Annotated in this window: 11 protein-coding genes, 1 other RNA gene and 2 pseudogenes; 9 read left to right on the top strand and 5 right to left on the bottom strand. The window is 52.4% G+C overall.

From position 1 onward, the window contains the following. Positions 1-11: 11 nt before the first annotated feature. The 4 genes from NA389_RS11995 to ssrA all read left to right on the top strand — a co-directional run bounded on the left by NA389_RS11995 (position 12) and on the right by ssrA (position 5203). Positions 12-1421 (top strand): TolC family outer membrane protein, encoded by a 1410-nt coding sequence (locus tag NA389_RS11995; RefSeq protein WP_000533871.1) that lies wholly within the window; start codon positions 12-14, stop codon positions 1419-1421. Next, the gene (locus NA389_RS12000; RefSeq protein ID WP_000196146.1) at positions 1418-3598 is read left to right on the top strand and encodes a type I secretion system permease/ATPase; all 2181 of its coding nucleotides are present in this window, start codon (positions 1418-1420) and stop codon (positions 3596-3598) included. The genes NA389_RS11995 and NA389_RS12000 overlap by 4 nt, the downstream gene beginning before the upstream one ends. 7 nt (positions 3599-3605) lie before the next feature. After that, positions 3606-4769 carry an HlyD family type I secretion periplasmic adaptor subunit gene (locus tag NA389_RS12005; protein WP_000342601.1) on the top strand — a complete coding sequence of 388 codons (1164 nt, stop codon included), beginning with the start codon at positions 3606-3608 and terminating at the stop codon, positions 4767-4769. A gap of 71 nt (positions 4770-4840) precedes the next feature. Then, positions 4841-5203: a transfer-messenger RNA gene (gene ssrA, locus NA389_RS12010) on the top strand. Positions 5204-5457: 254 nt separating this feature from the next. Here the strand turns inward: ssrA and NA389_RS12015 are convergent. The 3 genes and pseudogenes from NA389_RS12015 to NA389_RS12025 all read right to left on the bottom strand — a co-directional run. Further along, a pseudogene (locus tag NA389_RS12015) lies at positions 5458-5680 on the bottom strand (helix-turn-helix domain-containing protein); the annotation flags it as partial. A gap of 27 nt (positions 5681-5707) precedes the next feature. Continuing rightward, positions 5708-6247, bottom strand: coding sequence for a phase 1 flagellin gene repressor FljA (gene fljA, locus NA389_RS12020; RefSeq protein WP_000388872.1), 540 nt, complete (start codon positions 6245-6247; stop codon positions 5708-5710). Between the two features lie 67 nt (positions 6248-6314). Further along, positions 6315-7835 carry a FliC/FljB family flagellin gene (locus NA389_RS12025; protein ID WP_001667195.1) on the bottom strand — a complete coding sequence of 507 codons (1521 nt, stop codon included), beginning with the start codon at positions 7833-7835 and terminating at the stop codon, positions 6315-6317. A 91-nt stretch (positions 7836-7926) separates the two neighbouring features. On the opposite strand from NA389_RS12025, the gene hin reads away from it, so the two are divergent. The 5 genes from hin (at position 7927) to NA389_RS12050 (ending at position 16634) form a co-directional block, all read left to right on the top strand. Beyond that, positions 7927-8499, top strand: a complete 573-nt coding sequence (gene hin, locus NA389_RS12030) for a flagellar phase variation DNA invertase Hin (protein ID WP_000190917.1) — start codon at positions 7927-7929, stop codon at positions 8497-8499. 961 nt (positions 8500-9460) lie between these two features. Next, on the top strand, positions 9461-10576 hold the full coding sequence (iroB, locus tag NA389_RS12035) for a salmochelin biosynthesis C-glycosyltransferase IroB (RefSeq protein ID WP_001221114.1): 1116 nt from the start codon (positions 9461-9463) through the stop codon (positions 10574-10576). Positions 10577-10656: 80 nt separating this feature from the next. Beyond that, entirely contained in the window at positions 10657-14313 is a 3657-nt protein-coding gene (gene iroC / locus NA389_RS12040; protein WP_023251672.1) for a salmochelin/enterobactin export ABC transporter IroC, read from the top strand. A gap of 109 nt (positions 14314-14422) precedes the next feature. After that, a complete protein-coding gene (locus NA389_RS12045; RefSeq protein WP_001239929.1) occupies positions 14423-15667 on the top strand; it encodes an esterase family protein in 1245 nt (414 codons plus the stop codon). A 31-nt stretch (positions 15668-15698) separates the two neighbouring features. Next, positions 15699-16634 carry an alpha/beta hydrolase gene (locus NA389_RS12050; protein WP_000274358.1) on the top strand — a complete coding sequence of 312 codons (936 nt, stop codon included), beginning with the start codon at positions 15699-15701 and terminating at the stop codon, positions 16632-16634. 41 nt (positions 16635-16675) lie between these two features. Here NA389_RS12050 and NA389_RS12055 read toward each other — a convergent pair whose 3' ends face one another. Together NA389_RS12055 and pipB2 are read right to left on the bottom strand one after the other, a co-directional pair. Next, entirely contained in the window at positions 16676-18850 is a 2175-nt protein-coding gene (locus NA389_RS12055; RefSeq protein ID WP_001645730.1) for a TonB-dependent siderophore receptor, read from the bottom strand. 1043 nt (positions 18851-19893) lie between these two features. Continuing rightward, positions 19894-20950: pseudogene (pipB2, locus tag NA389_RS12060) on the bottom strand (type III secretion system effector PipB2). Positions 20951-21325: the final 375 nt, after the last annotated feature.

A 21325-nucleotide genomic window follows, 5' to 3' on the forward strand; every position in this document is an offset into this window, starting at 1 on the left:
AGGGATAAACTATGGGAAGAGTCGCGCCTGTCGCCATCGTACTGGCATTTGCTTTGTTTCATCACCAGCCCCGGGGCGCAGAAGCGCCGCCAATGATTACATCCGAAGGATTAGCAACGGACCAGATGCTTCCTTCGCTGGATGGCTCCGCCGCTGAGTTGCCGCTCAGCGCCGCCGCGCCGGGCAACCTGACGCTCAATGACGCGGTCAATCGCGCCGTTAGCTGGCATCCTTCTATTCGCGAAGCCGTCGGCAAACTGCTCGCACAGAATGAACAAATAGAGGTCGCCAAATCGAAATATTATCCGCAAGTCAGCGCTGGTGTGAACAATGGGTACAGCAATACCTACACCGATCACGGGTATAGTCCCTCGCTGGTGCTGTCGGTATCGCAAATGCTTTATGACTTCGGCAAAGTGGCAAGCCAGGTTCGCGCCGAAACCGCAGGCGCAGCGCAGCAACAGGCCAATGTGTTGCTCAGTATTGATACCGTCGCGCACGAAACCGCCAACGCCATTGTACAAACGCAGAGCTGGCAGCAAATGGTAGAAGCGGCGGAAGAACAGCTCGTCGCGCTGGACAGCATCGGTAAACTTATCCGGCAGCGCAGCGATGAAGGCGCTACGTCGCTATCTGACGTAGTGCAAACCGAAGCCAGAATCGAATCCGCCCGCTCGCAACTGGCGCAGTATCAGGCCAATCTCGACAGTGCGAAAGCCTCACTGATGAGCTGGCTGGGCTGGAATTCGCTTAACGGCATCAATAATGACTTCCCGGCGAAACTTGCTCGCAGCTGTGAGACGGCAACTCCCGACGATCGACTGGTGCCCGCGGTACTGGCCGCCTGGGCGCAGGCCAACGTTGCGCGGGCGAATCTGGACTATGCCAGCGCGCAAATGACGCCGACAATTTCGCTCGAACCTTCCGTTCAACATTATCTTAATGATAAATATCCCAGTCATGAAGTGCTGGATAAAACCCAGTATTCCACCTGGGTGAAAGTTGAGATGCCGCTTTATCAGGGCGGAGGGCTGACTGCCCGACGCAACGCCGCCAGCCATGCGGTAGACGCGGCTCAGTCGACCATTCAGCGCACCCGGCTTGATGTCCGCCAGAAACTGATGGAGGCGCGCAGCCAGGCAATGAGTCTTGCCAGCGCGTTACAAATCCTTCGTCGGCAACAGCAGCTTAGCGAACGCACGCGCGAACTGTATCAGCAGCAATACCTTGACCTCGGTTCCCGCCCGCTGCTCGACGTGCTTAATGCGGAGCAGGAAGTTTACCAGGCGCGTTTTGCCGAACTGCAAACGGAAAGCCAGTTGCATCAGTTGCAACTGAACTGTCTGTATAACACCGGCGCGCTTCGTCAGGCGTTCGCGTTAAATCATCGCAGCATTCAATCCGTGGAGATCCAGCCATGACCCGCGCCGCCCCCGATGTAGAAGAGGTACTCAGTGAGCGCGCGCTAAGCCAATGGGCGCAGGCCATCAGCTATGTCGCCGGTCATTATCGCGTTGCCTGTTCTCCCGGTTCAATTCAGGCCAACGCCCCGTGGTTTAGGGGTAAAAGCAGAACGACCGCCTTAACGCAGCTCGCGCGGCAGGCGGGTTTATCCTTTCATGCGCCGGACATAGACAAAACGGCATTTAGTCAGTGGCGATTGCCGTTGGTTGTCGAGCTCCAGGACAGGCAGTTATTGGTCATCGAGCATGTTAATGGCGAAGATGCGGTAGACGTTTTTGTGATTGAAGAAGAGGGTCAGCGTAACCGCCTGACGCTCAGCGAGTTATTGCCGGAGATCCTCTATGTTGCCGCGCTACGCCCGCTATCGGCGCTCAAGGATAGCCGCGTCGATCGCTATATCTCCCGCTTTAAACCCGACTGGATGCGCGAGCTGGTTCTGCAGGATATTCGCCCTTATTTACCGGTAATGGTCGCCGCCTTTCTGATTAACGTGCTGTCGCTGGCCGGGATTGTGTTCTCTATGCAGGTTTACGATCGAGTGATCCCCGCTCAGTCATATCCTACCCTGTACGTGCTCTCCTTCGGCGTGCTGGTAGCGGTGCTGTTCGGTTTTCTCCTGCGTGAAGCGCGTACGCACATTATGGACGTGCTCGGTAAACGCGCCGATATGCGCATTTCCGATCGGGTATTCGGTCATGCGTTAAGGCTGCGCAACAGCGCTATCCCCCGTTCCACCGGCAGTTTTATCTCGCAGTTACGCGAACTGGAGCAGATCCGCGAGATGATTACCTCTTCAACGCTGGCGACCATTGTCGATCTGCCTTTCTTTTTCCTGTTTATGATAGTCTTGGCGATTATTGCCCCACCGCTGGCATGGATAGCGCCCGTGGCGGCTCTGCTGATGATCCTGCCGGGCGTCGCACTGCAAAAAAGACTGTCTGTCCTCGCCAACCAGGCCGCCCACGAAGCGACGCTACGCAATGCAGTCTTGGTCGAAAGCGTTCAGGGGCTGGAAGATATTAAACTGATGCAGGCGGAGAACCGCTTTCTTCAGCAGTGGAATAGCTATATCCGTATTACCGGCGAGTCGGGTCTACGCACCCGCAAACTCACGCAAGGGCTTATCAGTTGGGGGATGTCGGTACAAAGTCTGGTGTATGCCGCAGTGATTATGTTCGGCGCACCGATGGTCATTGAAGGCAGTATGACTACCGGCGCCGTGGTCGCCGCGTCGATGCTCGGCTCGCGGATGATCGCGCCAATGGCTAACCTGTGCGGCGTGCTGGCGCGCTGGCAGCAGGTGAAAGCGGCGAAGATGGGTCTCGACAACATTATGCAACTGCCCACCGAAACACAGCATGACGATAGCCTGATACACCGCGACATCCTCCACGGGCATTACCTCTTTGAAAACGCTCAGTTTCGTTACCATAACGACGATCAACGCATACCGTTGCGCCTCGTGCGTCTGGAGATCATGCCAGGCGAGCGGATTGCGATACTGGGGCGTAACGGTGCGGGTAAATCCACACTTTTACAGGCGATGGCGGGCGGCCTGGAGATGATTCAGGGAGATGCCCGGCTTGATAATCTCAGCTTGTCGCACATCGATATGGCGGATTTACGCCGCAACATCGGCTTTCTTAGCCAGAACGCGCGGCTTTTCTTCGGCACCCTACGAGAGAACCTGACGCTCGGCGCGCCGCACGCCAACGATGAACAGATTTTTGACGCGCTCGAAGTCAGCGGCGGCGCCGTCTTCGTCAGGCGGCTGGCAAAAGGGTTGGATCATCCCATTATGGAGGGTGGTAACGGCCTGTCCGGCGGGCAGCGTCAGTCCCTGTTGCTGGCGAGAATGCTGCTGCGCTCCCCCAATATTGTGCTACTTGACGAACCCAGCGCCTCGCTGGACGAGCATACGGAGCGAGAGTTTATTCAGCGGTTACATCAGTGGCTTGGCAATCGTACCCTGGTCGTTGCGACGCACCGGGTACCAATACTGGAGCTGGTTGAGCGTGTCATTGTCCTGAAAGAAGGACAACTGGTGATGGATGCGCCAAAAGCGCAGGCGCTTAACGCGGATCGGATGCAAAGTCACCGTCGGGAGTGGAAAAATGAAAATCAGTCAGCATGATGCCGCGATGGACGATCCCGATATTCAGCGTGAACGGGCGTTTTCCGGCGCGGGTCGTATTGTTCTGATCTGCTCACTGTTATTTCTCATTCTCGGCATCTGGGCGTGGTTTGGCCGACTGGATGAGGTTTCCACCGGCAACGGGAAAGTGATCCCCAGTTCACGCGAACAGGTTCTGCAGTCGCTGGATGGCGGCATTCTGGCGCAGTTGACGGTGCGGGAAGGCGACAGAGTTCAGGCTAATCAGATTGTCGCCCGGCTTGATCCGACGCGTCTGGCGTCCAATGTTGGTGAAAGTGCGGCAAAATATCGCGCTTCACTCGCCTCCAGCGCACGGTTAACTGCGGAAGTCAGCGACTTACCTCTCGCCTTTCCCGCTGAGCTGAACGGCTGGCCGGATCTGATTGCCGCAGAGACGCGTCTCTATAAAAGCCGCCGCGCGCAGCTGGCCGATACCGAAGCCGAGCTACGGGATGCGCTGGCGTCGGTTAATAAAGAGCTGACCATTACCCAGCGGCTGGAGAAAAGCGGCGCGGCCAGTCATGTTGAAGTGCTACGCCTGCAACGACAAAAAAGCGATTTAGGCTTAAAAATTACCGATCTGCGCTCACAATATTATGTGCAGGCACGCGAAGCGTTATCGAAAGCGAACGCTGAGGTCGATATGCTCTCCGCCATTTTAAAAGGACGCGAGGATTCCGTCACCCGCCTTACCGTGCGTTCGCCGGTACGCGGCATTGTTAAAAATATCCAGGTCACGACGATTGGCGGCGTGATCCCGCCTAACGGCGAGATGATGGAGATAGTGCCGGTAGACGATCGTCTGCTGATTGAAACCCGCCTTTCGCCGCGTGATATCGCCTTTATTCATCCCGGCCAACGCGCATTGGTTAAAATTACTGCTTACGATTACGCCATTTACGGCGGGCTTGACGGCGTGGTGGAGACCATTTCACCAGACACCATTCAGGATAAAGTGAAACCGGAAATTTTCTACTATCGCGTGTTTATCCGCACCCACCAGGACTATCTACAAAATAAATCAGGACGCCGTTTTTCGATTGTTCCAGGCATGATCGCCACGGTGGATATCAAAACCGGTGAAAAAACCATTGTCGACTATTTAATCAAACCGTTTAATCGCGCGAAAGAAGCGCTGCGCGAGCGGTAAATCGTTGAAGATAAGAAGATACGGGGGCTGGTCACGCGTGTCACAAGTCTGTTATACTTACCTTACACATTGGGGCTGATTCTGGATTCGACGGGATTTGCGAAACCCAAGGTGCATGCCGAGGGGCGGTTGGCCTCGTAAAAAGCCGCAAAAAAATAGTCGCAAACGACGAAACCTACGCTTTAGCAGCTTAATAACCTGCTTAGAGCCCTCTCTCCCTAGCCTCCGCTCTTAGGACGGGGATCAAGAGAGGTCAAACCCTAAAGAGATCGCGCGGATGCCCTGCCTGGGGTTGAAGCGTTAAAACGAATCAGGCTAGTCTGGTAGTGGCGTGTCCGTCCGCAGGTGCCAGGCGAATGTAAAGACTGACTAAGCATGTAGTACCGAGGATGTAGGAATTTCGGACGCGGGTTCAACTCCCGCCAGCTCCACCAAATATTGATACACTGACGTTCAGTGAAGTACAGAAAGTCCGCACGGCACAAGCCCTGCGGGCTTTTTTACATCTATTGCCGCCTGGTGAGGATTGCTGAGAGCCTCACGGGCATTGACGTCAAATGACGCAATGGGTGACAGGGCAAAACGCCAAAAGTCTCACCAATAACTCCCGAAAGAATTGGAATACGAGAGTCAAAGAAAATAGAACACTCACTGAGAGTCCTGCCTGGCTGGGGCAAAGCTCGCAGTCAGACTGTCGAGCATAAAGATAAGCAGTTGCCCGTGAGACGCCAGGATGTTGGGCTACGGTATCCATAGATTTACGAAGATTCAGCAGACCTTCTTTGCGAAGCTTTAATGATCAATTCTTTTCTGTCAGCTGCTTTAAGCGTCCTGGCCGTAGTGGCACGAGCAGCGGCGAAACTATCTATGCGCTGTCGAATGGTCTCTGTTCCTCCAGGATCAATATTTTCTCACGGAATTTTTTACTACCGTATACGTTATTCAGCGTAATCCGAAGACGTGATCCTGCTCACCCAGTCAAACATAACTTGCATATGATTGCCATTGGATGTCCTCACACCAACCTGACACGCATTTACGCCTGTCGTTTTGCCAGTCAAAACCTGTCCATACTTCATATAGATTTTGATACCGACTCCCTGTTTATAGCACTTATTGCAAATCGAGAAATAATCTCTTCTTGATGGAGTATCTTGCTGAAGATTAAATTCGTCAGCCGGCACCAGCGAAAGATTAAAAGCGTCATTACCTGATAATTCTTCAAGAATTGCCAGAGACTCTAATTTAACTTCAATGCGCTTATTTCCTTTAGGTTTATCCGAAGCCAGAATCAAATTTTCCCTCGGATTAAACTTCGCAATGTAGCCTGTGATTATCCGGGCATTATTACTCACCAATCGAACAGGGATATCATTAAAACGTAGAAATTGAACTCGACGAGCAAGCATAGAATAATCCCGCGGCCATATTTCAGCCTCTCGCCCGTAGGAAATATCATTTACAGCTATACATTCCATAAAGATATATTCATCTATGCTGAATGAAAAAGCCCCGAATTCACGGGGCTGAATAAAACGAAATAAATTAACGTAACAGAGACAGCACGTTCTGCGGGACCTGGTTAGCCTGTGCCAGAACGGAAGTACCGGCCTGCTGCAGGATCTGCGCGCGAGACATGTTGGAAACTTCGGTCGCATAGTCAGAATCTTCGATACGGCTACGCGCTTCAGACAGGTTGTTTACGGTATTGCCCAGGTTGGTGATAGCGGAGTTAAAACGGTTCTGTACCGCACCCAGGTCAGAACGCAGCGCATCCACCTGCGCCAGCGCGGCATCAATTTTCTGCAGCGGGTTTTCGGTGGTTTTAGCGGCTGCTTCAGCCAGCTCTGGTTGTGCTTTGAAATCATGACCAGCGGCTTTGCTGGCATTATAGGTTTTACCGTCGATAGTAACGACTTCGGTTTTACCGTCTACGCCACCCAGTTGGTTAGCCGCTGTTTTGGTAGTGCCGTCAGCAGCAATATAACTTGTGGTTTTAGCTTTAATTGCTCCTGTCGCTTCATCGTAATCTGCGGCGTAATACTTATCGCCAGCTTTAAGCGCATAACCGCCTTCAATTGTCTTACCATTTTTATCGGTATAAGACATTTTGACCAACTCAGCGCCATTAGCATCGGCAGTGTCAACGCCGCCAGCGATTAAGGCATTTTTAGCATCTGCTGAAACAACTGCTGGTGTATCTTTTAACTCCTGTACTTCTGTTTTAGTTGTCGCACCAGCAGGCATTGTGGTTTTAGTTGCGCCAGCCGCAAGGGTTACTGTACCGTCAGTAGCAACGTTAACTTCATAATCGCCATTTTTGTCGAGATCAGCACCAGTAAAGCCACCAATAGTAACAAAGTACTTGTTATTATCTGCGTCAAATTTAACCGCACTACCTGTTACACTAGGTGCACCATTCGTACCACCCGTAGCCGCTTTAATAGCTGCATCATCAAGACCCGATACATCCAGTGTAGTACCATTATTGGCATAAGCTTTCGTTGTTACTGCTGTATCTTTCACATCATACGCTTTCTGCACGTTCAGTGAATCCAGACCCAGGGTCTGCGAGTTGATCTGCTTCAGATCGATATCGATAGTTTCACCGTCGTTGGCACCAACCTGGATGGTCAGGGTGTTGTCCTGCGCCAGGACTTTCACGCCGTTGAACTGAGTCTGGCCGGATACACGGTCGATTTCGTTCAGGCGCTGGGTGATTTCAGCCTGGATGGAGTCGAGGTCAGACTGGGAGTTGGTGCTGTTAGCAGACTGAACCGCCAGTTCACGCACACGCTGCAGGTTGTTGTTGATTTCGTTCAGCGCGCCTTCAGTGGTCTGCGCAATGGAGATACCGTCGTTAGCGTTACGGGAAGCCTGAGTCAGACCTTTGATGTTCGCGGTAAAACGGTTAGCAATCGCCTGACCTGCCGCATCGTCTTTCGCGCTGTTGATACGCAGACCAGAAGACAGACGCTCGATAGCGGTGCCCAGTGCGGACTGGGATTTGTTCAGGTTATTCTGGGTCAGCAGCGACAGACTGTTAGTGTTGATTACTTGTGCCATAAAATTTTCCTTTTGGAAGGTTTTTGATAAAACAATCTCCCATGAGAAAAGCGACTAAAATTCTTCTTTATCTGATGTAAAGGAGAAAATCATGGCTACTATTGGGTATATTCGGGTGTCAACAATTGACCAAAATATCGATTTACAGCGTAATGCTCTTACTAGTGCAAATTGTGACCGCATTTTTGAGGACCGTATCAGTGGCAAGATTGCAAACCGCCCCGGCCTGAAACGAGCGCTAAAGTATGTAAATAAAGGCGATACTCTTGTCGTCTGGAAATTAGACAGACTGGGCCGCAGCGTGAAAAACCTGGTGGCGTTAATATCAGAATTACATGAACGTGGAGCTCACTTCCATTCTTTAACCGATAGTATTGATACCAGTAGCGCGATGGGGCGATTCTTTTTTCATGTAATGTCAGCACTGGCCGAGATGGAGCGAGAATTAATTGTCGAGCGAACCCTTGCCGGACTGGCTGCCGCCAGAGCGCAAGGACGACTGGGAGGGCGCCCTCGGGCGATCAATAGACATGAACAGGAACAGATTAGCCGGCTATTAGAGAAAGGCCATCCTCGGCAGCAATTAGCTATTATTTTTGGTATTGGCGTATCCACCTTATACAGATACTTTCCGGCAAATCGTATAAAAAAACGAATGAATTAAAATAAAAATTACAACAGGATGGATATAACATTTTTGTAATACAGACGTATGGCATGAATAAACCGAAAGGGTATACGAAAAAGACAGCATCTAATAAAAAAGAGAAAAAATTCAACGCATTAACATATATAGTATAACACACTCACGATAAAGCCTATGTTATATCCAGCTATAGACGACATCGCTCAAAACACTACCAGACGCAGTGTTCACATAGAAAGGCTTTTTAATCAAACTGTTAGATGTAAGCATTTACGGATAGAAAAAGTAGTAAAGTTTATGCCTTAAGTGTCGATAACCTGGATGACACAGGTAAGCCTGGCATAACATTGGTTATCAAAAACCTTGGTTTTCAAGAACCAATAAATCGTGTGGCTGATGCGCTATAAAAATCGCAGAGCGGTGACGATATCCGCATAAGGAGCTGTTCGTTCGCAACATTCGAACGGTGACGTTAAAGCCGGTTTCATTGGCTAATGAAGACGAAGGGGACAAAATTACTACAGAGTTGATACCACAGAGATAGTCCAGGCTCGCAGGTGATACGGGATTTAACGCCGTAAAGTCTGCACAGAACACGATCTGCCGCCGGATACCATTAAATTGCCCCGCAACGCGTTATCAATACAACTACCGACGTTTCCCGTTACCTTGTTGTCGGTACGTTTACCTCATTGTCTGAAAGGTTATTTGCGAAGTTATCATTAATAATCCACGGGCGTCTGGTATGCGAATCCAGTTCCCCAATCCTGGCGCTTTGCCTGTGCGACCATACGCGCATAAATAAGCCTGAAACCAAACTTCACCGCTTAACGCTCTCCTCTTTCCCGATTTTTACGCAAAAAATCATCACATGATCAAGTGTCGTATTAGTTATTGCATTTTACAAATGATATTGGTAATTATTATCATTCTCATTAACAGCTTGTTCGATTTATGACGTGGAGAGAGAGGATTTCTCATGCGTATTCTGTTTGTCGGTCCACCACTGTATGGACTGCTATACCCTGTGCTGTCCCTGGCGCAAGCGTTTCGTGTTAATGGCCATGAAGTACTGATTGCAAGCGGTGGAAAATTTGCACAGAAAGCAGCCGAAGCCGGGTTGGTGGTATTTGACGCTGCGCCTGGTTTCGATTCGGAAGCGGGTTATCGCCGTCAGGAGGCATTACGAAAAGAAAATAACATTGGAACAAAAATGGGGAACTTCTCATTCTTCAGCGAAGAGATGACTGACCCGCTGGTCGCGTTCGCCGGGCAGTGGCGACCAGATCTCATCGTCTACCCTCCCCTTGGGGTCGTTGGACCACTGATTGCCGCTAAGTATGACATTCCGGTAGTGATGCAAACCGTCGGCTTCGGTCATACGCCCTGGCACATCAAAGGCGTGACGAAATCACTTTCTAACGCCTACCGCCGCCATGGGGTCAGCGCGACACCAAGAGATCTGGCGTGGATAGACGTCACACCGCCCAGCATGAGCATACTGCAAAATGACGGAGAGCCAGTTATCTCCATGCAATACATCCCGTATAACGGCGGCGCCGTCTGGGAAGAATGGTGGGAACGTACACCTGATCGCAAGCGTCTTCTGGTCAGCCTCGGCACCGTCAAACCGATGGTGGATGGCCTGGATCTGATTTCCTGGGTAATGGATTCTGCCGGCGAAGTAGATGCCGAAATCATCCTGCATCTTCCGGCAAATGCCCGCTCGGATTTACGTTCACTACCGCCGAATGTCCGTCTGGTCGACTGGCTTCCGATGGGCGTTTTCCTTAACGGCGCCGACGGTTTTATCCACCATGGCGGCGCAGGCAACACCCTGACGGCACTACATGCCGGCATTCCGCAGATAGTCTTTGGCCAGGGTGCCGACAGACCCGTCAATGCCCGCGCCGTGGTCGAGCGCGGATGCGGAATTATTCCCGGTAAGAGCGGACTTACGAGCAGCATGATCAATACCTTCCTCGGTAATCGCGCGCTTCGCGAGGCGTCGCAGGAGGTCGCGGCGGAAATGGCGGCCCAGCCTTGCCCGACCGAGGTGGCAAAAAAACTGATCGCCATGCTGCAACACGGCTAACCGCGGCAGCGCAATGACAATATGGCGGCTGAACCCAGACTGTGTCGCCATATCTCATCTTTCACCGATAAGGAGGCTTAATGCCCGCGACTCATTCCCCCATGCCCGCTCGTGCCTGGATAGTTCGCCTTGCCCGCGTGTGTTGGGAACGTAAAACACTGAGCATCATTGTCATCGTAGCATCAGTATCGACCATTTTACTGGCTGCGCTGACGCCGTTAATAACGCGTCAGGCCGTCAATGACGCGATAGCAGGCGATACGACACGCCTGCCGTTACTTGCCTGCGGCCTGCTATTAATTGCCCTTTTTGATTTTATCGGGAATTACGTGCGCCGCGGCTATGCCGGGGAACTCTCGCTGTGGGTTCAGCATACGTTACGTAGCCGTGCGTTCGACAGTATTCAAAAACTGGACGGCGCAGGCCAGGACGCCTTGCGTACCGGGCAGGTCATTTCGCGTACCAACAGCGATCTTCAACAGGTACACACCTTGCTACAGATGTGTCCGGTGCCGCTGGCGGTGCTCACTTACTATGTGGCCGGTATCGCGGTGATGCTATGGATGTCGCCATCCATGACGCTTATCGTGATTTGCGTACTGGCCGCCCTTGCTATTACCGCCCTGCGCGCCCGTCGCCGTGTTTTCGCGCAAACGGGGCTTGCCTCAGACCGGCTGGCGCACATGACGGAACATATGCGCGAAGTATTGGAACAGATCTCAGTGGTGAAGTCCTGCGTGGCGGAGTTACGCGAAACGCGTTGGCTCGATGGTCAGTCGCGGCAGATGGTGCGAGTACGCATCGGTGCCGCTATCTCGCAGGCGATGCCGGGCGCAACCATGCTGGCGCTACCGGTGATAGGGCAGATCGTCCTGCTGTGCTATGGCGGCTGGTCGGTAATGAATGGGCGCATCGATCTGGGAACCTTCGTTGCGTTCGCGAGTTTTCTCGCTATGCTGACCGGCCCCACCCGCGTACTGGCATCGTTTTTGGTTATTGCACAGCGCACACAGGCGTCGGTAGAGCGCGTCTTCGCGCTTATCGACACGCGTTCTCGCATGGAAGACGGTACTGAGTCGGTTGAGGGTCAGATTATTGGGCTGGACGTGGAGAAGATGAGTTTCCACTACGACAACGGTAACCGTATCCTCAATGAGATCTCGTTTTCCATTCACGCCGGTGAAACCGTGGCAGTGGTTGGCGCCTCCGGCTCCGGGAAATCAACATTGCTGATGTTGCTGGCGCGCTTTTACGATCCCACCTCCGGCGGGGTGTGGCTCAACACCACTGCGGGTCAACAGAATATTCGCGACCTGAAACTGACGGCGCTTCGTCGTCGCGTTGGCGTAGTGTTTGAAGACGCGTTTCTGTTTGCCGGTACGGTGGCGGAAAACATCGCTTATGGGCACCGGCAAGCGACTCAGGACGACATTCGACGCGCCGCCGATGCCGCAGGCGCCAGCGGGTTCATCAATGCGCTACCGCAGGGGTTCAACACCCGACTGGCCGAACGCGGAAGCAACCTCTCCGGCGGCCAACGCCAGCGTATTGCGTTGGCCCGGGCACTGATTACCGCGCCGGAACTGCTGATTCTCGATGACACCACCTCGGCGGTCGATGCCGGTACTGAAGCGGAAATTAATACGGCTCTTGGTCGTTATGCCGATAATGAGCATATGCTGCTGGTGATTGCACGCCGCCGTTCAACACTGCAGTTAGCCGATCGGATCGTCGTGCTGGATAAAGGCCGCGTCGTGGATATCGGTACCCAGGCGGAGCTGGATGCAAGGTGTCCGACGTTTCGCTCGCTGATGAGCGGCGAGGGTGACTTTCTCGCCCTCGCCCCGGCGGAACAACGTGCGCTATGGCCAACAACGCCGACGGTAAAATCCGACGACGCGCATGAGCGCCAGCCCCCCGCCGGAAAAGGTTTTGTCGACCGGATGACGCGCGTTCCGGAACGCGCCGTACAGATGGCGCTGGCAGGCCACGGGCGTCAAGTCTCATCGCTGCTGACGCCAGTAGCCTGGATGTTCGTCATCGCCGCCCTGCTTATCGCGCTTGATTCCGCCGCAGGCGTTGGCGTGCTGGTGCTTTTGCAGCGCGGTATTGACTCAGGCGTTGCCGCAGGGGATATGTCGACTATTGGCATATGCGCCCTGCTCGCGCTGTGCCTGGTGGCGATCGGTTGGTGCTGCTATGCGCTGCAAACGATCTTCGCCGCCCGCGCGGCAGAGTCGGTACAGCATACGGTACGCTTACGCAGCTTCAGCCACCTGCTACGCCTGAATCTTCCCTGGCACGAGAAGCACATCGACTCGCGTCTTACTCGCATGACCGTCGACGTTGATTCACTCGCCCGATTTCTGCAAAACGGTCTTGCCAGCGCGGCCACCAGCATCGTGACGATGGTCGCTATCGCCGCGGCAATGTTCTGGCTTGATCCCATTCTTGCGTTAACGGCATTAAGCGCCGTGCCTGTAGTGATGCTGGCGACGTGGATTTACCGCCGTTTGAGCTCGCCTGCCTACGCCCAGGCACGGCTGGAAATTGGTAAGGTGAACAGTACGCTTCAGGAAAAGGTCTCCGGTATGCGGGTAGTGCAGTCACACGGCCAACAGAAGCAGGAAGCCGCTAGGCTACGGGCGTTATCAGACAACTTCCGCGCCACCCGCGTGCGGGCGCAAAAATACCTTGCTGTCTATTTTCCGTTCCTGACCTTCTGCACCGAGGCCGCCTATGCCGCCGTGCTTTTAATCGGGGCGACTCGGGTCGCCGGAGGCGAAATGACGCCCGGGATACTGGCGGCGTTCTTCCTGCTACTGGGACAATTTTATGGCCCGGTACAGCAGTTGTCAGGCATTGTTGATTCCTGGCAGCAGGCGACCGCCAGCGGCAAACATATCAATGCGCTATTGGCGACTGAGGAAACGGAGAATATTGAACCGTCATCCATAACGCCTGGCACTGGCGGCGCGCTACGTCTGGAGGCATTGACATTCCGCTATCCCGAAAAAACGCAACCTGTGCTTGATAATCTCTCGCTCACCATTCCGCCAGGAACGGTAGTCGCGGTGGTCGGACGTAGCGGCGCCGGCAAATCGACGCTGATCAAACTGCTGGCCGGGCTCTACTCTCCCGGCAGCGGGCAAATCCGTGTCGGTGAGCGCCTAATTGATGCCGCGTCGCTTAGTGATTATCGTCGCCAGACGGGGCTGGTCACTCAGGATGTCGCATTATTTAGCGGCGATATTGCCGAAAATATCCGCTATTCGCGGCCAGACAGCAGCGACACGGAGGTGGAGATCGCGGCGCGACGGGCGGGACTCTTTGAAACTGTGCAACATCTGCCGCTGGGGTTTCGTACTCCGGTCAATAACGGCGGCACGGATCTGTCCGCGGGCCAGCGTCAGTTGATTGCCCTCGCCCGCGCGCAACTGGCGCAGGCGCACATTCTGCTGCTCGACGAGGCGACAGCGCGTATCGACCGCAGCGCCGAGGAGCGCTTAATAACCTCGCTTACCGGAGTGACGCATACCGAGAAACGCATCGCGCTTATCGTCGCGCACCGGCTGACCACCGCTCGCCGCTGCGATGTGATTGTCGTAATCGATAAAGGATGTATCGCTGAATATGGCAGCCATGAGCAGTTGATAGCGGCTCATGGCCTGTATGCTCGTCTGTGGCGGGACAGCATCGGCCAGACACGCGATACGCAAGGAGAGGTCACAGGATAGTTTTTATCGCCACGATTTACGCAAAAGAAAGCCCGCAAGCGGCTGTTCCTGTAACAGCCGCTTTAGCTATTGATACTGACCGAAATATAAATGAGATGGAATACAGAAAATGAGACTGAGCCCGCCCGTCGCTCCTGTCGCTATACAGACCGCTACGCGCCTTCGCCGCCAACTCGCCGCCGGAAGCCAGGTTGACGCTTCTCACTTCTGGCGAGAAGCAAACTCGCTCGCGCTGCCGCTGGTGACAGCCATTAACGACGCAGACGATGAACGGGAAGTCACCTTCCTGTGGCGTGCCGCCTCTCCTCTGCGGGGGGTTTATGTCCGCCTGAACCGTGTCACCGATAAAGATAACGTGGCGAAAGGTATGATGACGCAACTGCCCACAACGGATATCTGGCATCTGACGCTTCGCTTACCGGCATCCTACTGCGGTTCCTATACGATGGTCGAAATACCACCGGAAACCCCGGACGAGACGGTGTTGCAGCTTGGAAGCCGTTTCGCCTCCCTTGTCGGGAAGGCGGACCCGCTGAACAGCACGCCGGGAATAAATGTTCGGGGCAATGCGCAGGAATCCGTTCTGGCGCTGGATCACGCCCCGGCACAGGAGGAGTGGTCAGGCTGTCGCGCTTACGCCGGGCAGCTTTTCACCTCAGAACATCGGCTCGCCGGACAACGTCGCCGTGTGCGGCTGTATCTTCCTGACGTTCCTGTCGTACAACCGCTGGGCTTACTGGTACTCACGGATGGCGAGATCTGGTTCGACCATCTTGGGGTAAGTGCCGCCATTGACGCTGCCATCCGCAGCGGACGCATCGCGCCGGTGGCCGTACTCGGCATTGATAACATCAACGCGCGTGAACGCGTCGCAATCCTCGGCGGTCGCCGCGAGCTGGTGCTCGACATTGCCGAACGCCTGCTGCCAACCCTTCGCGCCAAATACCCGGAACGGCGGTGGGCGGACCGTACACAAACGGTGCTGGCAGGGCAAAGCCTCGGCGGCGTGACCGCGCTGATGGCGGCCCGCCACGCGCCAGAGAGCTTCGGCCTGGTGCTGAGCCACTCCCCCTCAATGTGGTGGACGCCGGACAACCGCAATCGCCCGGACCATTTCAGCGCAGAAGAGCGCTCATGGGTCAGCGAACATGTGTTATCCGCGCCCTCGCCAGCCGTACGTACGCATCTGTGCGTGGGATCGCTGGAAGGTTCGACGGTCCCGCAGGTCAAACAGTTGCATGAAAAATTGCGCGCCGCCGGCGTCGAAAGCCATTGCAGCGTGTACACCGGCGGTCACGATTATGCCTGGTGGCGCGGCGCGCTGATTGACGGATTACGTCTACTGCCCCGATAAAACTTCACCTGCCAAAAAGGAATCACATCCGATGTATGGTCGCCAGTACCACAACAAGTGCTATCGCATGGCGCTATTTTTAGTGAGTTTTTGTTTTAGCGCGCTGAGTTATGCGCAGCCGGATATGCAGCCATTAGGGCCGAATATTGCTGATAAAGGTTCGGGATATTACCATTTTAGGGTCAATGACTTTCAATCTGCCGATGGCGCAAGACATTACCGGGTATGGACCGCTATTCCCAATAAAGCCGCCCCGCCGTCGGGTTATCCTGTCTTATATATGTTGGACGGCAACGCAGTGATGGACAGGCTGCCGGAGGCGTTGCTCAAACAACTGGCAGACCACTCGCCGCCGGTGATTGTGGCGATTGGCTATCAGACTAACCTGCCGTTTGATCTTAACGGCAGAGCTTATGACTATACGCCGGCGCCGGGAATCGATCGCGATGGCAGTGAAAATAACCCGCGTTTCCATCGTAAAACCGGCGGCGGGCCAGCGTTCCGCCAGCTACTGGAGAAACATATCGCGCCGCAGGTGGAACAAGGAATAACCATCAACCCCGAACAGCGCGGGGTATGGGGACATTCTTATGGCGGCCTGTTCGTTTTGGACTCCTGGCTGTCGTCATCCTTCTTTCATATCTATTACAGCGCCAGCCCGTCACTCAGCAGGGATAACTTTGCCCTGTTGAATCGCCTTACGACAGTGAAGCCGTCGCCGTTCTGCCATAAAAAACTCATCATAATGGAAGGTTCAGCGTCGAATGGGGATAGCAGGCAACGCCAGATGGCCGAGCTCCTGCAAAAAGTTCAGGAGACCGTGAGAACGCTTGAGAACAACGGCGTTAACGCGGCCCTGCAGCATTACCCGGGCCTGGGCCACGGGCCCATGTTTAACGCCTCTTTTCGCAGTGCATTGCTGGATATCAGTCGCGAACCGGCAAGCCAAAAACCACGCTGCCATTAACCCGCCGCCAGAATATGCCCGCCAGCAGCGGGCATAATCCATCAAAACGAGGCCGTCACACCGGCATAATAAGCCCGACCCGGTTCGTTATAGGTATTTGCCCCTTCGGCGGAGCGATAGATCTGTTTATCGAAGATATTGCTGATACCGACATTAAGACGCAGGTTCTTGTTGATATCGTAATTAACGTTAGCGCCGACCAGTGAGTAAGCCCCCAGCGCTTTCCCGGACAATCCTTTGGTCTCTTCACTACGCGACTCCGCATGTGTTCGCGGTTTTTGCTTGCCGTATAACGTCCAGTTGACGTTAGCGGAGAGCGCGCTGGTAATAGTCCAGTCGAGGAAGGTATTCACCGTATATTTCGGGATTATCGATAAGGGATTGCCGGTATCTTTTTGCTCAGACGCGATCATATAAGTCGCATTGGTATTCCAGTTCAGACGGTCCGGCATCAGCGGAACAGCCATGCTGGCTTCAATACCTTCAATCAGCGCTTTACCGCCGTTCTGCCATTGCAATACATAAGCGCCAGATGCGCTTCTGCCAATAATTTTATCACCTGCGACAATCTTATTCTGATAATCGTTACGGAAATACGTGACGCTTGCGTGGTAATCGTCTACGGTAAATTCCAGCCCAATCTCTTTATTAATGCTAATTTCAGGATCGAGGTTCTTATTACCGACCAGGTAACAGCCGCCCGACGTAATATCTTTTGGACAACCGTTTCCTTTCGAATAGAGTAAATACCCCTCACTGGTTTGATACAAGTTCGGTGCCTTAAAGGCACGGGCAATACCGGCTTTCACCTTGACGTATTCACCTAACTCCTGGGAAAGGTTAAGACTGGGACTAAAATTACTCCCGGATTCGCTCAAATAGTCAAAACGCAGACCCGGAATAATATTGGTACCGGCCATGGGTTCGATATTATCTTCAACGTACAGCGCACTGATTTCCGATTTATTTTTGCTGCTACGGTTAGCCGCCGAACCGGGAATCCCGGCGATATTGCTATCCTTAACCGTCAGACTGGTAGAGGAAGGATCGTTCAGTTCATCGCGGTTCCACTCCGCGCCGACGGTGAGCGTTTGCTCAAATAGCCATATCACCGGGACATTCACCTCGCCGCTGGTGCGATACGAGGTCAGGCGGTTAGTGGTGAACGTCTGGTCGTTGGTAATACGCCCCTCGCCGCCGCCGGAGAGCCCCTCATTCATGCGGGTATTATCGGTTTTTTCATAGTAGAACCCCAGGCGGCTTTGCCCCCAGTCCCAGATGCCGTTATGAGTTAGACCGTAATTCTGCCGGTACAGGCGATTGGTCTCCCGCCCGGACTGCGCGAGACTTTTGGTAACCGCGTTTGAAGTACTGTTTTGCGTATCGCCGGCATAGATATTCCCCTGCCGACTGTATCCCGCTTCAAAATCAAGGATTTGCTGCGGGGTCATTTTCCATGAGAAGACGCTATTAATATCTTTATTGGTGACCCCCTCCCGTCCGGCGGCATTCTTGGTACCGGCGGAGGAGTTAATATCCCAGCTGTCGGCATCGGTTCTATTGAGATTACCGTACAGGCGCATCGTCAATGTATCTCCAGCCAACGGGCCGCTAAGGCTAAAGTTACCCCGCCGGGTGTCACCTTCTTTGCTGCTTTCCGGCTGGTTGGTATAGAGCGACAGCGAGCCGTGCCAGTCATTAGTGGGGCGTTTGGTGATGATATTCACCACCCCGCCTGCGGCACCGGAGCCATAGCGCGCGGCGGCGGGCCCACGGATCACTTCAATACGTTCTACCATCTCCGGCGGTACCCAGTTTGTATCGCCACGGGTGTCGCGTTCTCCGCGCCAGCTATAGCGAACCGAATTTCGCGACGTCACCGGCACGCCGTCAATCAGCACTAAGGTATTTTCCGGCCCCATACCACGAATATCAATTTGTCGGTTATTTCCGCGCGTCCCCGAGGCGCTATTGCCGGTAAGATTAACCCCAGGCATCTTACGAATAATATCGGCAAGATCGTTAACGGGAGGATTCTTTTGAATATCGTCACGAGTAATAATCGAAACGCCCGGCTGTTGCTTTAATACTTGCTCGGCAGTGGATTCAACCACCATCGTTTCGCCGTTGTCGTCTGTAGATTCTGCTGCTGATAATGGACTATTAATCCCTGTAGAAACCACGGTTATTAACCAGATGAACTTCTTAACTCTCATACCCATTCCCTAAATAATGCCTAAAGTAGCGCTGTTGCCCTCAAACTCACATCCTTGCCAGGTTACGGCTATATAGTAATTGTTATCATATGCTAATGATAACAATTATCATTCAATTAAGAAAAAGGCAATCTTTCAACCGCAAAAATCTGGTAATAAAAAAACGGAAACGGGATTTTGCAATATGACTCTCTGTCCGGGCTCCACTTTGCCAGTAAATCCGGGAAGGGGGGCAGAATGCGCCTACTGAACGAAGGTTTTACAAAACAGGAATAGAGGAAATTAATTATTTTTCAAAGCATTAATGATAATAAACAACCAGATAAGATGGTATAGCGCGGTTCAGGGTTCACCGCCGCTTCCCTGCCGACGGCGAACCGTTCTTACAGTTTGCCAGAGACTTTCCGTCTGGGTAATGGTGGGATCGGATACGATTGTAGCCATTCGATATTTGATGATGAAAGTGATGTTAGCGCCAAAATACAAAGCGCCTGGTAATAATTATCAGGCGCTTTGCAGACAGAAAACCATCAAACATCGGTTTCTCGTTCTCCAGGAGCTACTGGAAAATATGACAACCCACAGTTAGTGGGTTTTACTGCCGTGTCTTGAGAAGTACCTTCTTGTATTCCCAAGTCGTCCAGGAGACGCCGCAACCAATAAAGTTCAATCGCCTGTATTTTTCTCTGTCGTCTGTCTTCCCTTTCAGAAGGCGGGCGAATATCAGACTCATGAGTACATGTAACACAATAACCTTTTAACTCTATCCACTTAGGCTTAGGGGGGCCCTTAGGCTCGGGAGGCGTTGGGCTGGCAACGCATGAACAGGCACTTATACATCCAGGCATAGCGTTTTCCTTTTCAAACAATTCGCTTTAGTTGGAAGTTCTACTTGAGAAAATAGAAATGGTTATTCAGATATTTTTACCGTCGCATACTCCTGTAATAATAAAAGACACTGTAAATAATTTACTCTCAGCTACTATTCAGTAGCAGATAGTTATTCTTACATTTCTTTTATTTCAGATTTACGTCAAGTAGGGCTAAATATTTTCACTATAAAATACGTTAAAGAGTGTTTGTGTACTTGTAGACATTGTGGCGTCTTCAGTACGCAAATCGGTTAGTGTACAATCTTTAAAACTGGTATTTTTTAAATTAGCTTCGGACAAATCAGCCTCGCCCAGGTTCGTAGAAATGAAACTCGCCTTTTGCAGGTTTGCCCGGGTTAAGATAGCGCCTTCCATATCAGCAGCCATTCATTATAGTAGCACCCTTTAATGTCGCACCGCTCATATCGGCACGTATAAGGGTTGCACCTGAAAGATTAGTGTGATCCATATTTGCACCGGAACAATTACATTCTACCATGCTACAGCCTAACAGACTTGTGTGTTGTAAATTGGCACCAGTAAGATTAGCGCGATCGAGGGTAGCGCCACACATAATACTATCTTCCAGACAGGCGTTCATTAAATTACTGTCGCCTAATGATGCTCCCGATAGATTTGCGCCCTTAAAATTTGCACCGTCACAATCCGCCATAAACAGTACTGCCCCCCCTAAATCTGCGTCGCTTAGGTCTGCGCCACATAAATTTTCTGCCGTCAGATTTGCTCCGGTAAGGACAGCGCCTTTAAGATTCATGCCTCCCTGGGCAGTTAATATTACAGAATCCTGAGGGAGAGAAAATTCGCATCTGAATAGTAAAGCTCGACATATTTTTTCAAAAGAGGCAAGCGGAATTTCTCTCATCTCAGAATGGTCGCCTTTACTGACCCGTACAATAACTTGTCCAGCTTCGTTATTCTCACCAGGAAGATTAAATTCGACACGACACCCATCCATATCCTCCAGTACGATGTTTTCTGGCAACGGAGCACCTCTGTCAGGCATTGAACTTTTCAATGTATCAGCCATAGTGTCTATCAATTCCTGATATTGTGCTTCATTTTTCCGACGCACCCCACCACAGGTAAAAAAGTTAATGATATATTCCAGAATGGTTTTGGGAGAGGTGGCTTGCCGCATAGCAGCAGAAGTCCCCGCGCCAAAAGCAGATGTAGCCATACCAGCCAGACTATCGAGTGAACGCTCCATAATATTTTCTCCCAGAGAGCAACATAGTACATGATAAAATTTATCATATAGATTTGCATTTAGAGATAAGGTGAATACCCCCTTTGCGTCTGGTTACATAATCACGTATCACGGTGCTTTGCTGTCTGACTTACACAATACCAGCCAAATAAATATATTGGCTTATACTCGTCATACTTCAAGTTGCATGTGCTGCGGCTGCGTTCCCTCACCCCAGTCACTTACTTTAGTAAGCTCCTGGGGATTCGCTCGCTTGCCGCCATCCTGCAACTCGAATTATTTAGAGTATAAACATTATTTAAAATAATAAACGCGGCATTCGTTTTAATACTACGTTCAGGACTCATCCCACTCATTAGCAGAAAACCTATTAAA

Source organism: Salmonella sp. NW645 (assembly GCF_051703725.1).
GTDB classification, from domain to species: domain Bacteria; phylum Pseudomonadota; class Gammaproteobacteria; order Enterobacterales; family Enterobacteriaceae; genus Salmonella; species Salmonella enterica.

Excerpts from the sequence above, each read along its gene's own strand:
- NA389_RS12025 (WP_001667195.1), bottom strand. The coding sequence starts at position 7,835 with ATGGCACAAGTAATCAACACTAACAGTCTGTCGCTGCTGACCCAGAAT.
- NA389_RS12000 (WP_000196146.1), top strand. The coding sequence starts at position 1,418 with ATGACCCGCGCCGCCCCCGATGTAGAAGAGGTACTCAGTGAGCGCGCG.
- NA389_RS12055 (WP_001645730.1), bottom strand. The coding sequence starts at position 18,850 with ATGAGAGTTAAGAAGTTCATCTGGTTAATAACCGTGGTTTCTACAGGG.
- NA389_RS12050 (WP_000274358.1), top strand. The coding sequence starts at position 15,699 with ATGTATGGTCGCCAGTACCACAACAAGTGCTATCGCATGGCGCTATTT.
- iroB (WP_001221114.1), top strand. The coding sequence starts at position 9,461 with ATGCGTATTCTGTTTGTCGGTCCACCACTGTATGGACTGCTATACCCT.
- iroC (WP_023251672.1), top strand. The coding sequence starts at position 10,657 with ATGCCCGCGACTCATTCCCCCATGCCCGCTCGTGCCTGGATAGTTCGC.
- NA389_RS12005 (WP_000342601.1), top strand. The coding sequence starts at position 3,606 with ATGGACGATCCCGATATTCAGCGTGAACGGGCGTTTTCCGGCGCGGGT.
- fljA (WP_000388872.1), bottom strand. The coding sequence starts at position 6,247 with ATGGAATGTATAGCTGTAAATGATATTTCCTACGGGCGAGAGGCTGAA.
- hin (WP_000190917.1), top strand. The coding sequence starts at position 7,927 with ATGGCTACTATTGGGTATATTCGGGTGTCAACAATTGACCAAAATATC.
- NA389_RS11995 (WP_000533871.1), top strand. The coding sequence starts at position 12 with ATGGGAAGAGTCGCGCCTGTCGCCATCGTACTGGCATTTGCTTTGTTT.
- NA389_RS12045 (WP_001239929.1), top strand. The coding sequence starts at position 14,423 with ATGAGACTGAGCCCGCCCGTCGCTCCTGTCGCTATACAGACCGCTACG.